Here is a 13,739-nt window from a genome sequence, read left to right as displayed (position 1 = left end):
GGATTCTCGCCAAAGTTCCAGTGCTGCAATCGGTCAAGAGTTCAGCCGTCCGGAGGTGGGCCATGTCGAGGGGGAGTCCGCGGGGCGTAGATTCCTCGTGACCGGGGCCGCGTCCGGGATCGGACGCGAGACTGCAATCTTGTTGGGTCTCCGGGGCTCGCGAGTTGTAGTCGTCGATCGCAATCTCGAGAGCGTCTCCAAGGTCTCCGCCGACATCAACGCCGCCGGTGGGGAAGCTGTCGCGCTCGTTGCGGACATCTCGAACGAGGCGGATGTCGAACGCATGATCGCCGATGCGATGTCTGCTTTCGGAGGGCTCGACGGGGCCTTCAACAACGCGGGGATTTCCGCCGCGGGGGCCTACTCGTTCGGTACGGCCCTCGCCGATACGGACGTAGCCGACTTCCGTGAACTCGTCGACGTCAACCTGGTGGGCATGTTTCTCTGCCTCAAGCATGAGCTGCGGCACCTGCGAAGCGGGGCATCGATCGTGAACAACGCCTCGGCCGCCGGTTTGATCGGCGTCTCCAACGGCGCCGCGTATGTCGCGTCCAAGCACGGTGCGGTCGGACTGACAAAGGCTGCGGCACTGGAAGGCTCGAGCAAGGGTATTCGCGTGAATGCCACCTGCCCTGGATTCGTCGAAACGCCGATGCTTCTCGAGAACGCGACGGACGAAGGCAAGCAGGCGAGGCGGGCTATGACTCCGATGGGGCGTCTGGGGCAAGCGTCGGAGATTGCGGAACTGGTCGCATGGTTGCTCTCGCCTGCCTCCTCGTTCGTCACCGGAGCATGCATCCCGGTAGACGGAGGACTTACGGTCGGAGGCTCTCGCTGAGGTTGTCGCGTCGATTCCGAGTACGGACAAGGCCGCCCGAGATGCGCTGCGGCCTGCTGGCGGATTCCTCGCGCAGTCGCATTCGGTAGGTGGAGATCAACTGCGTGCGAGAGATATTCGGTGCGGTCAGACCTGAAGCATGTCCCCCCGTAGCACTCGGGCATGCTCATCGGCACGTTTGGACGTTGGTCAGCGCTTCGAGAGCCGGAACGAGTGCTTTGAACGCGCGTGCCCGGTGTGAACTCCGATATCTGTCCTCGGTGTCCCATTCGGCTACGGTGCGCTCGTGACCGGGCGTTTGGCCGTCCGGGACGAAGATCGAGTCGTACGGGAATCCGTCGTCACCTGCCGGCGTGAGGGCCAGTCGGCCCGACCAGCGTTCCGTGGCAACGTATTCGGCACCGCTGGGGGCGACGAGCGCGAGCGCTGAAGTAAATCGTGCGGTGCGGTGCGGTGCGGCGACGCCTGAGAGTTGGTCGAGTAGCAGATTACGGTTGGCGGTGTGGTCCTTACGGTGTCCCGCCCAGTAGGCCGAGAAGACGCCGGGCGCGCCTCCGAGTACGTCCACACACAATCCGGAATCGTCGGCGACAGCTGGAAGGCCGGAGTGTGCGGCGGCAACGCGTGCTTTGATGAGGGCGTTGTCGCGGAAACTGAGTCCGTCCTCGTCCGGCTCGGGACCGTCGTAGGAGGCCGGCGTCCAGCCCGGCAGCATCGACTCTGCGATGAATCGGTACTCGGCGACTTTGGTTGCGTTGTGGGTCGCGAGAACGAACGTGTTGTGTGTGGCCATGCTCGACCTCCGGTGGCGGACAAAGGGTCTGGATATGCATCAGGTGTGTCGCACGGCGGGTTCGAGCCCACTGTGCGGTATCCCGTCGAGGTGGGTGCAGGATTCGAACCTGCATGCGCGGTGTTGCGCACCGCTACCTGGCCATTCGGCCACCCCACCGTGTGTGCCGACGTTTCCGTCGGCACAGCGCCGACTCATTCGTGCCCGTTCAGTGCTTCCTCGATCACTGTGAGCGCGTACTGGAGGAGATCGTCGGTGACGTCGAGGGTCGGCAGGAACCTGATGACGTTGCCGTCGCTGCCCGCGATGATCAGGACCACGCCCCGCCGGGCCGCGTGCTCGCTGATCGCAGCGGCGCTCCCGGGCAACGGTCGAGTCGTTCCAGCCTGCGTCAGCTCGAAGGCGATCATCGCACCGTGCCCCCGGATATCGCCGATGACGGGATAGGTTTCGGCAATTCGCCGTAGCCCACTGGTGAGGGTGTTGCCGATCCGGCGTGCGGCGGCGAACTGTTCCTCGTCTTCCAGAAAGTCGAGAACGGCGTGCGCGGCGGCGATCGAGACGGGGTTGCCGCCGAAGGTCCCGCCGAGGCCGCCGGGTGCGGCGGCATCCATGATCTCCGCTCGTCCGGTGACCCCGGCCAGGGGTAGACCGGCGGCGATCTGCTTGGCGGTGAGCACCACGTCCGGTACGAGGCCGAACAGTTCGCTGGCGAACCAGGTCCCGGTCCGTCCGAGCCCGCACTGGATTTCGTCGGCGACGAGAACGACGCCGTTTCGGTTGGCCCATTCTTGCAGGGCCGGTAGGTATCCGTCTGCGGGCACGATGAATCCGCCCTCGCCCTGGATGGGTTCGACGACGAGCGCGGCGAGGTCGGCGGAGCCTACGCGCTCTTCCAGGTATGCGATCGTCCGTGCTGCAGCCTGCTGGCCCGTGAGCCCGTCCCGGAACGGATAGGAGTTCGGTACCCGGTGGACATCGGGTGCGAACGGCCCGAAACCGGTCGCGTACGGGACCGCCCGGTGGTTCATCGCGAGAGTTAGATTGGTGCGGCCGTGGAACCCGTGGTCCAAGGACGCAACTGCGCGCCGACCCGTGTACGCCCGGGCGACCTTCACGGCGTTCTCGACCGCTTCGGCGCCGGAGTTGACGAACATGGTCTTCTTCGCGTGCGCCCCGGGGGTCTTCGCGGACAGACGTTCGGCCAGGCGCACGTAACCCTCGTAGGGCGTGATGCCGAACAGCGTGTGGGTGACCCGGTTCAGTTGCGCAGACGCCGCATCGATGATGCTCTGCTGGTGGTGGCCGACCATGTTGACGCCTGCGCCGCAACCCAAGTCCAGAAACCGGTTGCCATCGACGTCGATGAGCCACGGGCCTTCGGCGTGATCGATGTAGATTGGCAGCGCGCTGCCAATTCCGCGCGGCACGGCCGCCGTCTTGCGGCTGTGGAGCTCGCGACTCTTCGGCCCTGGAACCTCGGTGACCAGTGCAGGTCCAGTTGAGGTGGATGCGGCTGGAAGTGTTTCGGTCATCTGCGTTCTTTCTTGTCTCGGTTCGGTTTTTGGGAGTCGTCACACCGCGCGGCGGTGTGGGTCTTGCCGGTAGTCGCTGAGGAACCGGGCGAAACGTTCCAGGGCGTCGGCGAGAACTGGAGTACGGGGAAGAAAGGCGATGCGCAGGTGGTCGGGGCGTGCCCAGTTGAACGCGCGACCGTGGACGAGGAGGACGTGCTCGGCGTCGAGGAAGTCGAGCACGAGTTGTTCGTCGTCCACGATCCCGTAGACGTCGGGGTCGATGCGGGGGAAGACGTACAGACCGCCCCCGGGCTCGTGACAGGTCACTCCGGGGATGTCCTGCAGCAGTCCGACAGTCAGAGCGCGTTGCTCGAAGAGTCGGCCTCCCGGCATCCGGAGCGCGGCGATCGTGTCGTCGTGCTGCAACGCCGCGGTGATCGCGTGCTGCGCGGGAACGGAGGCACACATACGCATCGACGCGAGCAGGCGAAGTCCTGCGAGGTACCCGTCGTCGGGACTGAACCCGGTAGCGATAACCCACCCGGCCCGGTAGCCGGCCACACGCGAGGTCTTGGACAGCCCCGAGAAGGTGATGCAGGGATGCGTCGGCGCAACCTGCGCAGTGCTGACGTGGACGTGCCCCGGGTAGACGATCCGGTCGTAGATCTCGTCGGAGAGCAGGAGGAGCCCGTGCCGATCTGCGACAGCGGCGATCTCCTCGAGTGTGCGCCGTGAGTACACCGCGCCGGTGGGGTTGTTGGGGTTGATGACGACGATCGCCCGGGTGCGGGGCGTCACCATGCGCCCCAATTCCTCTGTGTCCGGACTCCATCCGTTGTCTTCGTCGCACGGGTAGTGCCGGGGTACCCCACCGGCGAGCACGGTCGACGCCGTCCACAAGGGGTAGTCCGGAGACGGGATGAGGACTTCGTCACCGGGTTCGAGGAGAGCCTGCAGGGTGAGGGTTACCAACTCGGAGACGCCGTTGCCGATGAGGATGTCGTCGATACCCGCGGCCGGGAACCCGGGCCGCGCAGCGTAGTGGTCCCGGATCGCTTCGCGGGCGGAGCCGAGTCCTTGCGACTCGGAGTAGCCGTGCGCGTGCGGAAGCGCCTCCCGGAGCGCGTCGACCACGACCTCGGGAGCCTCGAATCCGAACGGGGCCGGGTTCCCGATGTTCAGGCGCAGGATCTCCTGCCCGCGCCGCTCCAGTTCGACGGCGCGTTCGTGTACGGGTCCGCGGAGGTCGTAGAGGACTCCGTTCAGCCTCGACGACGAGTTCACGATCACGGGCTTCTCGGCCGGCGTCACGTGGGTTGTCACAGTCCTGCTCCTGTAGTGAGTGCGGCCGTCGTGGCCTTGGTGAGAGCATCGGCGAGCCGCCGGCCTGCCCTGGTCCGATCAACAGGACCAGGGCAAGCCAATGGATCGACTCGTCTTGCCGCCGCCGCCCCGTGCCACCGCCCAGAGACCTCTGGCGGCAGCGGGTTCATGTTGCAGTGCTCACTTCGCGGAGGGTTCGGCCTCGTAGGTAACCCAGCTCGTTCGCGTGGCGAGGGTGTTGTAGAGCGCCTGGGCTTGATGGTTGTCGTCGGCGGTCACCCACTGCACCACGGCGCGGCCCTCGGCGGTGGCCATCTCGGTCAGACGCCCGATCAGTGCACGTCCGACGCCCCGGCCTCGGGCCGCGGGGTCGGTGAACAGGTCGTCGAGGAAGAGGCCGGTGGTTCCGGTGTAGGGCGAGGAGAACCGGCGATGGTGTGCGAACCCGAGGATCTCGCCGTCCGCTTCCGCAACGAGAGCCTTGCATTCGTGTCGGGGATCCATGAACCATCCCCATGCGCGGGAGACGATGTCCTCGGATTCGGGCAGCTTGTAGAACTCGCGGTACTCGCGGAAGAGGACACGCCAGCGACTCTCATCGGTGGCGTCGAGCGGCCGGATCGTCGGAAGGGTGGTCGTTGCCATGGTGGCTCCTATCGGTGTTCGAAGGTCTCGGCAGAGCTGTACTGCCACTTACTGTCTGAGCGTTTTCTGCCCGCGAGGATTGAAGATTCGATGCGGGATGCGCGGCGCGCGGGCCTCGGTCATGTGATCACCGCGTTCTCCTTTCCTGATTCGCCTGTTCGGGTTCGTGGTCGGCGTGGGGCCAGGAGGAGATACACGGCGCTGCCCGCGACGAGGCCCCAGAACGCGGCACCGACGCTGAAGAACACGACGCCCGACATGGTGACCGCGAGCGTGGTGAGGGCCGCGATCCCGGTGCGGGCATCGCCGCCCATCGCGCCCTCGAGTGCGGTGAGCGCTGATCCGAGCAGCGCGACGGCGGCAAGTACCGAAACCGTTTCGGTCGGGATCGCCTGGAACCCGGCCACAAGCACGCCCCCGAACGAGCCGACCAGCAAGTAGGTGAGGCCGCCCGAGAGGCCCGCGATGTAGCGCTTTGCGCGATCCGGGTGCGACTCGGGGCCGAGCGCGATTGCCGCCGTGATCGCGCCGAGGTTGATGCCGTGGCAGCCGAAGGGCGCGAGGACCGCCGAAACCGTCGAGATGGCACCGACGACCAGGCGGTCGTTCGGCTCGTACCCCTGCGAGTGGAGCAGTGCGAGGCCCGGTGCGTTCTGTGAGGCCATCGTGACGATGAACAGTGGCAGCGCGATGCTCACGAGTGCGGCCGGGGTGAACGCCGGCATCGTGAACACAGGGCCGCCGAGCTCGAGCGACGGCGCGACCTCGCGGAAGGATCCGGTCGCCCAGGTCACCGCAATCCCGGCGACGAGTCCGGCGAGCACTGCGTATCGGTCGAAGAAGCGCTTGCCGAGAAAGAATGCGACGACGATGCTCCCCGCAATCAGCGGCGCGCTCGTGAAGGCGCCCGCCGCGGTCACGACGAAGGGCAGCAGGATCCCGGCGAGCAGCGCCTGCAGCACCGGGCCGGGCACCCTGGCGAGTATCCAGCCGAACCAGCCCGTGTACCCGACCACTGCAGCGGCGACCGAGGCGACGAGGAACGCGCCGACTGCCTCGGCGAACGAGAAGCCGCCGAGCGAGGCGATCAGCAGCGCCGCTCCGGGTGTCGACCAAGCGACGATCACGGGGATACGGGTGAAGAGGCTCAGCGCGATGCTGCACACACCGTTGCCGATCGATACCGCCCAGACCCAGGACGCGGTCTGCGCCTCGTTCAGACCTGCCGCGCGGGTGGCCTCGAGCACGATCAGGAACGGGCCGGCGAAGTTGATGAGCGCAGAGAGGAAGCCCGCGACGACCGCGGACACCGAGACATCCCGCAGAACGGAGGAAGCCCGACTCATCGGTGCGCCACCGAGATTGCTGACTTCACGCCCGGCCGATAGCGTAACAATATTGCGGAAACTAGAGTAACGTTATTCACTAGTGTCATGTCGAATGATAACAGGTCCTCGGAGATTGCGGCACGCCTCCGCCAGCGGATCGCGACGATGGGTACGGGGGAGAAGCTGCCGGGCGTCCGAGAACTCTCCGTGGAGTTCCAGGCAAGTGCGGCCACCATCTCGGCAGCTCTTTCGGAACTGAGCGCATTCGGGCTGGTCCGGGCTGAGCCCGGACGGGGAACGTTCGTGGCGGGCCACGAACGACTTCCGGAACCGGACTTTTCCTGGCAGTCTCAGGCGCTTGGCCGCGCCAGAGTGGACGCCGACCGGGCCGCTCGTCTGGGCGGCTACGGTACTCCCGAGCACATCCCGCTCTCCTGGGGATACCTTGCCCCCGAACTACTGCCGAACGAGGAACTGCATCGCATCGGCTCGCGTGCGGCAAAGAGCGGTCGTGCCTGGATGATGACACCGCCAGCGGGATCGCCGGAACTGCGGCGCATCCTCGCCTCCGAATACCGCGCCGACCCGAACGACGTGCTTGTGGTCTCCGGCGGGCAGCAGGGCCTCGTCTTCGCAATGCGCACACTCGCCGAGCCCGGGTCGGCGGTCATCACCGAGAGTCCGAGCTATCCGGGCGCGATCCTCGCTGCGCAGAGCGCAGGCCTCAACCTCTCGTCGGTACCCGCCGACGCCGACGGGATCCAGGTCGACCGCCTCGCCGACGAACTCGAACGCACGCGAGCGCGAGTGGTCTACCTCCAGCCGAGCTACGCGAATCCCACCGGCGCGGTCTTGAGTTCGGAGCGCCGGAAGCAGGTGCTCGAACTCGCCGCCCGACACGGTGCGTTCATTATCGAGGACGACTGGGCCAGACATCTCGGCATCGACGGACAGGCCCCACCCCCACTCTTCACCGAAGACCCTCACGGACACGTCGTGTCGATCCTCACCCTGTCGAAGCCTGCCTCCCCAGGCCTCAGGCTCGGCGCGGTCATCGCGCGCGGTCCGGCAGGCGAGCGGCTCCGGGCCGCGCGCACCGCCGACGACCTCTGCGTCGCGCCGCTGGTGCAGGAAATCGCCTGCGGTCTCCTGACCTCGAATGTGTGGCCCCGGCACCTGAAGCGCCTGCGCGCCGAGCTCGCGACGCGACGCGACGCACTTGCCTCCGCGATTCGTGCCACGACGCCCGGCATCCGCATTCCGTGCGTCCCGCGCGGTGGCATTCACCTCTGGGCCAGGCTTCCCCAGGGCGCAGATACCCGCGAGGTCTGCGCCGCCGCATACGCGGCCGGGGTGCTCATAGGAGACGGGCGTCACTTCTTCGTGGACGAACCACCCGCACCGTTCCTGCGCCTCTCCTACGGGGCCGCAACTGAAGCCCAGATCGCCGAAGGCGTCAGGCGACTCTCCGAAATCCTCCAGCGGTGAGGGTCGTCGGTACGACCGGCAAGACGTCCGCCGTCAGCTCCCTGCCGGGCGGGCGCTCGGGGTGAGCGCTGCCCGCATCTGCATGTACTGGAAGAGCCCCGGCCGCCCCGACACCTCCTCGTAGGCGCGCATCCAGTCGTCGATGAACCGCGGACGGTCGTCGGGGTCCAGTCGGTGTGTCCAGGCGTCGGCGCCGGTGGTGCACCACTGTGCGAACGCTTCCCTGGTGCCGAAGTCCCAGGTGACGTCGTGGACCGACAGATCGGTCACGCGCAGGCCCGCGGACGCCGCGAGTTCCGGGTAGTCATCGGGCTCGACGTGGACGAACGGTGGCGTGAATGCGGCGAACCGGTCCACCCATCGGGGCGTACCCGCGACCTCCATCGCGATGGTCTCGAGGCTCACGCGGTCACCCGCGCACACCACCTGGATCAGGACCCGCGCGCCCGGCCGCGCGGCGTCGGCGATCGACGCCAGCGCCTGCTGCTGTTCGGGCACCCAGTGCAGCGCGTTGAAGGACACCACGACGTCGAATCGATCCCGGAACGGCAGTCGTCGCGCGTCCGCGACCATGAACCGCACCCGGGGATCCGTCTCGCCCGACGCGGCCTTCTCGATCATCCGCGGCGACGCGTCGACGCCGATCGCGTAGCCGTCGGTGAGTCGGTCCGCGAGCATGCGGGTGACGAACCCGTCGCCGCAGCCGACGTCGAGCACGCGACCGTGTGGATCCAGGTCGAGTCCGTCGAGCGCACGGGTCGCCATCGTCCGCTGCAGTTCGCTCGCCTGTGCGTACTGTTCGCCGTCCCAATCGGGCATCGTCGCCGCCGTTTCCGAGGTGCGCGGGTTGTGGGATCAGCGTAGGCCGCGAACGCGCGCGACGTGACCCCGATCACTCTCCTTGTATGGGTGTGCGGAAGCCCACAAAAGTGCACTCCACTGCAACATTGCAGAGCTCTGCAACTTCGGTACCTTCGAAGGGGTGAGTGAAGCACTCGGTCTGCGGGACCGGAAGAAGGCGGCGACGCGCATCGCGCTCAGTGAGGCCGCCGCGCGCCTCGCCAAGGGGCGGGGTATCGAACTCGTCACCGCCGACATGATCGCCTCCGAAGCCGGCGTGTCCACGCGCACGTTCCACAACTACTTCTCCAGCAAGGAGGAGGCCGTCCTGCACCACCTCGAGGCCTCGGTCTACGAGTGGGCGGACTGGCTCCGAGAACGGCCCGCGTCCGAGCCGATCCTCGATTCCCTCGAACACGTCGTGGTCCGGGCCGTCACCGATCCGGAGCACGACATCGAGGAGATGCAGGCGCTGGCCGAGCTCATCGACGCCAGCCCCACGCTGCTGGCGAAGAAACTCGAGATGCACCTCCGGGTCACCCCGGTGCTCGCCGACGTCATCGCCGAGCGCACCGGCACCGACAGCGCCACCGATCTGTATCCCAACCTGCTGCACATGGTCGTCGGTGCAGCCTGCAAGGCATCGATGGACCTGTGGATGAGCGGTCGAGCGTCCGCCGCGAACCCCGAAGAAGTCGTCCGAGCGGCATTCGACCAACTGCGGCGAGGCCTCGCCGTGCCCGCTCGCTAGACCCCACCCGATCAAGAAGGAGCCACCATGGCCACCTATCTCTATCGGATCGGCAGATTCGCCTACCGGCGAAAAGGCACGGTCCTCTCCATCTGGCTGGCCATCCTGGTTCTGATGGGTGTCGGCGCCGCGACGCTGTCGGGTCCGACCAAGGACTCGTTCTCCATCCCGGGCACCCCGGCGCAGCAGGCGCAGGACCTGATGTCCGAGCGCTTCGGTGACCAGGGCAGCGGGATGGACTCGCTCTCGGCCCGCTACGTGTTCGCGGCCCCGGACGGTCAGACCCTCGATACCCCGGCGAACCAGGCCGCGATGGACGAGGTGCTCGCGAAGGTCCGCGGCATCGACAAGGTCAGCGCGGCCGCCAAGGCCGACCCGACCGCGGGGACGCCAGGGGCCCTGGTCAACCCGGTGACCGCCGACGCCGGTCTCGCGCAGATGGCCAAGGCCGGCGCCGCGGAGCAGGGCATCCCCGAGGACGTCGCGGTCTCGAACGCCCAGGCACTGTCGCCGCTCAGTGAGAATCGCACCGTCGGCTACGTCGAGGTCCCGTTCGACGGCGAGTACAGCGACATGGACCAGGCGACGCGCGACCAGATCAAGGAGGCCGCCGACATCGGTCGGGGCGCCGGCCTCGACGTCCAGGTCAGCGGCTCCGCCGCGATGGAGGCCGAGATGCCCGGCGGCATCACCGAGCTGATCGGTATCGCCGTCGCCGCCATCGTCCTCGTCATCACGTTCGGCTCGCTGGTGGCCGCGGGCCTGCCGCTGATCACCGCGATCATCGGCATCATGATCGGCAGCCTCGGCATCACCGTCGCGACCGGTTTCATGGACCTCAGCTCGATGACCCCGACGCTCGCGGTCATGATCGGCCTGGCCGTCGCGATCGACTACTCGCTGTTCATCGTCTCGCGCTTCAAACACGAACTCGAGCTCACCGACGACCGCTCCGAGGCCGCGGGCCGCGCGGTCGGCACCGCCGGTTCGGCCGTCGTGTTCGCGGGCCTGACAGTCATCATCGCGCTCGTCGCGCTGCGCGTCGTCGGCATCCCCTTCCTGTCCGACATGGGCGCCGCGGCCGCATCGACGGTGTTCATCGCGGTCCTCATCGCACTGACCCTGCTGCCGGCGATCCTCGGCCTGTTCGGGCGCAAGGCGTTCGCCGGCCGCGTCCCCGGTCTGGGTCAGCGAGACGCCGAGGGCGACGACGGCAAGAAGACGTTCTCGAAGCGCTACAGCCGTGCGGTGGTCCGCCGACCGGCGATCGGTGTGATCATCGGCGTCGTGCTGCTGGGTGTGCTCGCGATTCCCGCGGCGAAGCTCGAACTGGCGCTGCCCAACGAGGGCAGCGGTGACCCGGCGACCAGCGCCCGCCAGGCCTACGACCTGGTGAACGAGGGCTTCGGGCCCGGCAAGAACGGACCCCTGCTGGTCGTCGTGGATGCGCAGGACGCGACCGTCCCGGCGGGTGAGGCGTTCGGTGACGTCGTCGCGAAGATCTCCGAACAGCCCGACGTGCTCAATGCGCAGGTTGTCGGCGCCAACGAGGCGGGCGATACCGCGCAGATCCTGGTGACCCCGCGCAGCGGCCCGAGCGATCCGTCGACGATGGACCTGGTCGCCGACATCCGCGCGGCCGAGTCCGACCTGCACGACTCGATCGGCATCAACTACGGCGTCACCGGCCAGACGGCACTCGAGGGTGACATCTCCGAGCGCCTGCTGGACGCGCTGGTGCCGTACCTCGCGGTGGTCGTCGGACTCGCGTTCGTGCTGCTGATGCTGGTGTTCCGTTCGATTCTGGTGCCGCTGACCGCGACCCTGGGCTTCCTGCTCAGCGTCGCCGCCACGTTCGGTGCCACCGTCGCGGTGTTCCAGGAGGGCTGGGGCGGACTGGCCGCCAACCCGCAGCCCATCGTCAGCTTCATGCCGATCTTCCTGATCGGTGTGGTGTTCGGCCTCGCGATGGACTACCAGGTGTTCCTGGTGACGCGCATGCGCGAGGAGTACGTGCACGGCGCGTCCGCGAAGGACGCGGTCGCGATCGGGTTCAACCACGGTGCCCGCGTCGTGACGGCGGCGGCGATCATCATGATCTCCGTGTTCGCGGCGTTCATCGCGGAACCGAACTCGTTCATCAAGTCGATGGGCTTCGCGCTCGCCGCGGCGGTGTTCTTCGACGCCTTCGTCGTCCGCATGCTCGTCATCCCGTCGGTGATGGCGCTGCTGGGGGACAAGGCGTGGTGGCTGCCGAAGTGGCTCGACAAGATCCTGCCGAACGTCGACATCGAGGGCGAGAAGTTGGCCCGTGCACTCCCGCAGGAGGGACGCGAGCGCGAGGACGTGCCCGTCTCCTGACCACCTCCTGACAGTTTCGTGAACGGGGAGGGATCGGTCCCGGCAGTCCGGCCCGATCCCTCCCTTTTTCACCCTTCGGATTGGTAACCTTCGCCCACCATGCTGATCAGACTTCTCGGCACCTACCTGGGGCCATACAAGCGCGACCTTGCCGGCGTCATACTCCTCCAACTCGTCGCCACCGGCGCTGCGCTGTATCTCCCCAGCGTCAACGCCGACCTGATCGACAACGGTGTGGCCGCCGGCGACACCGGCTACATCATGACCGCGGGCGCGAAGATGCTGCTCGTGACCGTGGTTCAGATCATCTGCTCCATCGGGTCGGTGTACTTCGGTGCCCGTGCTGCGATGGGCTTCGGTCGGGACGTGCGCAGCGCGGTCGTGAGCCGCGCCCGGTCCTTCTCGTCCCGTGAATTCGGGCGGTTCGGGGCGCCGTCGCTCATCACCCGCAGCACCAACGACGTGCAGCAGGTGCAGATGATGGTGGTGCTCAGCGCCACCATCCTCGTGATGGCACCGATCATGTGCATCGGCGGCATCGTGATGGCGATCCGGCAGGACGCCGGACTGTCGTGGATCCTCGCGGTGAGCGTGCCGCTCCTCGCCCTCGTGATGATCGTGATGATCACGAAGATGGTGCCCGCATTCCGCACCATGCAGACGCGAATCGATGCGGTGAACCGCGTGCTGCGCGAACAGATCACCGGCATCCGCGTGGTCCGCGCGTTCGTGCGGGAGCGGTCCGAGGCGGAGCGGTTCGACGAGGCCAATTCGGCCCTGACGAACACCGCGTTGAAGGTCGGCCGGATGAGCGCGCTGATGATTCCGCTCGTGATGATGATCGCGAACCTCACCAGCGTCGCCGTCATCTGGTTCGGCGGCCACGAGATCGACAACGGCAGCATGGGTGTCGGCTCGTTGACCGCGATGCTCAGCTACATCATGCAGATCCTGATGGCGGTCATGATGGCGTCGATGATCGCGATGCTCGCGCCCCGCGCCGCGGTGTGTGCCGAGCGCATCACCGAGGTGCTCGACACCGAGCCGTCGGTGGTGGCCCCGGTCAACCCCGTCACCGCCATGGACCAGCCCGCGCTCGTCGAACTGCGCGACGCCGAGTTCAAGTACCCGGGCGCCGAGGAGCCGGTGCTGCGCGGCATCAGCTTCACCGCCGAACCCGGCAAGACCACCGCGATCATCGGCGGCACCGGATCCGGCAAGACCACGCTGCTCGGCCTGATCCCGCGTCTGATCGACGTCACTTCCGGTGCGGTCACCGTGTCGGGCACCGACGTGCGCGACCTCGACCCCGAGCTGCTGCGTTCGCAGATCGGCCTCGTGCCGCAGAAGGCGTTCCTGTTCTCCGGCACCGTCGCGACCAACCTGCGCTACGGCAAGCCGGACGCCACCGACGAGGAGCTGTGGCGCGCGCTCGAGATCGCGCAGGCCGCCGACTTCGTCCGCGCGATGCCCGAGGGCCTCGACACGCCGATCTCGCAGGGCGGCACCACCGTCTCCGGCGGGCAGCGGCAGCGTCTCGCGATCGCCCGCGCGCTCGTGCGCCGCCCCGCGGTGTACCTGTTCGACGATTCGTTCTCGGCGCTCGACCTGAGCACCGATGCCCGGCTGCGCGCGGCGATGCGGCCCGAAACCGAGGATGCCTGCGTGATTATCGTGGCCCAGCGTGTGTCGACGATCATCGACGCCGACCAGATCATCGTCCTCGAGGAGGGCGCGACGGTCGGCATCGGCACGCACGAGCAACTTCTCGAGACCTGTTCGACGTACGTCGAGATCGTGGAGTCCCAGCGTTCGGTTCAGGAGGCGCTGTGAGCACCGCGACCCAGTCCTCGCC

At 67.3% G+C, this 13,739-nt stretch carries 11 protein-coding genes and 1 tRNA gene; 5 read left to right on the top strand and 7 right to left on the bottom strand.

The features are described from left to right. Positions 1 to 97: 97 nt before the first annotated feature. Complete coding sequence (locus tag J2X34_RS17750) at positions 98 to 838, top strand: SDR family NAD(P)-dependent oxidoreductase (protein WP_429518701.1); 741 nt, start codon at positions 98 to 100, stop codon at positions 836 to 838. A gap of 166 nt (positions 839 to 1,004) precedes the next feature. Here J2X34_RS17750 and J2X34_RS17745 read toward each other — a convergent pair whose 3' ends face one another. The 6 genes from J2X34_RS17745 to J2X34_RS17720 form a co-directional block, all read right to left on the bottom strand. Continuing rightward, positions 1,005 to 1,631 carry a non-canonical purine NTP pyrophosphatase gene (locus tag J2X34_RS17745; RefSeq protein ID WP_114723854.1) on the bottom strand — a complete coding sequence of 209 codons (627 nt, stop codon included), beginning with the start codon at positions 1,629 to 1,631 and terminating at the stop codon, positions 1,005 to 1,007. An 88-nt stretch (positions 1,632 to 1,719) separates the two neighbouring features. After that, positions 1,720 to 1,790 (bottom strand) — tRNA-Cys (locus J2X34_RS17740). A 35-nt stretch (positions 1,791 to 1,825) separates the two neighbouring features. Further along, complete coding sequence (locus J2X34_RS17735) at positions 1,826 to 3,166, bottom strand: aminotransferase class III-fold pyridoxal phosphate-dependent enzyme (protein WP_429518699.1); 1,341 nt, start codon at positions 3,164 to 3,166, stop codon at positions 1,826 to 1,828. 39 nt (positions 3,167 to 3,205) lie between these two features. After that, the gene (locus J2X34_RS17730; RefSeq protein WP_258558127.1) at positions 3,206 to 4,471 is read right to left on the bottom strand and encodes a pyridoxal phosphate-dependent aminotransferase; all 1,266 of its coding nucleotides are present in this window, start codon (positions 4,469 to 4,471) and stop codon (positions 3,206 to 3,208) included. Positions 4,472 to 4,651: 180 nt separating this feature from the next. Beyond that, complete coding sequence (locus tag J2X34_RS17725; protein WP_114723856.1) at positions 4,652 to 5,116, bottom strand: GNAT family N-acetyltransferase; 465 nt, start codon at positions 5,114 to 5,116, stop codon at positions 4,652 to 4,654. 119 nt (positions 5,117 to 5,235) lie between these two features. Beyond that, positions 5,236 to 6,462, bottom strand: coding sequence for a benzoate/H(+) symporter BenE family transporter (locus J2X34_RS17720; RefSeq protein ID WP_429518696.1), 1,227 nt, complete (start codon positions 6,460 to 6,462; stop codon positions 5,236 to 5,238). 87 nt (positions 6,463 to 6,549) lie between these two features. Between J2X34_RS17720 and J2X34_RS17715 the strand changes: the two genes are divergently transcribed. After that, positions 6,550 to 7,932 (top strand): PLP-dependent aminotransferase family protein, encoded by a 1,383-nt coding sequence (locus J2X34_RS17715; RefSeq protein WP_114723858.1) that lies wholly within the window; start codon positions 6,550 to 6,552, stop codon positions 7,930 to 7,932. Positions 7,933 to 7,965: 33 nt separating this feature from the next. Here the strand turns inward: J2X34_RS17715 and J2X34_RS17710 are convergent, their stop codons facing one another. Next, the gene (locus tag J2X34_RS17710; RefSeq protein ID WP_114723859.1) at positions 7,966 to 8,751 is read right to left on the bottom strand and encodes a class I SAM-dependent methyltransferase; all 786 of its coding nucleotides are present in this window, start codon (positions 8,749 to 8,751) and stop codon (positions 7,966 to 7,968) included. Positions 8,752 to 8,914: 163 nt separating this feature from the next. On the opposite strand from J2X34_RS17710, the gene J2X34_RS17705 reads away from it, so the two are divergent. The 3 genes from J2X34_RS17705 to J2X34_RS17695 all read left to right on the top strand — a co-directional run bounded on the left by J2X34_RS17705 (position 8,915) and on the right by J2X34_RS17695 (position 13,717). Then, complete coding sequence (locus J2X34_RS17705) at positions 8,915 to 9,523, top strand: TetR/AcrR family transcriptional regulator (RefSeq protein WP_114723860.1); 609 nt, start codon at positions 8,915 to 8,917, stop codon at positions 9,521 to 9,523. Positions 9,524 to 9,550: 27 nt separating this feature from the next. Continuing rightward, complete coding sequence (locus tag J2X34_RS17700) at positions 9,551 to 11,884, top strand: MMPL family transporter (protein ID WP_114723861.1); 2,334 nt, start codon at positions 9,551 to 9,553, stop codon at positions 11,882 to 11,884. 99 nt (positions 11,885 to 11,983) lie between these two features. Next, entirely contained in the window at positions 11,984 to 13,717 is a 1,734-nt protein-coding gene (locus tag J2X34_RS17695; protein ID WP_114723862.1) for an ABC transporter ATP-binding protein, read from the top strand. Positions 13,718 to 13,739: the final 22 nt, after the last annotated feature.

Origin of the sequence: Rhodococcus sp. BE178 (genome assembly GCF_050433545.1) — a bacterium.
Lineage (GTDB): Bacteria > Actinomycetota > Actinomycetes > Mycobacteriales > Mycobacteriaceae > Prescottella.
The sequence above is the reverse complement of the archived record's forward strand: the minus strand, read 5'-3'. Positions and strand labels throughout refer to the sequence as shown.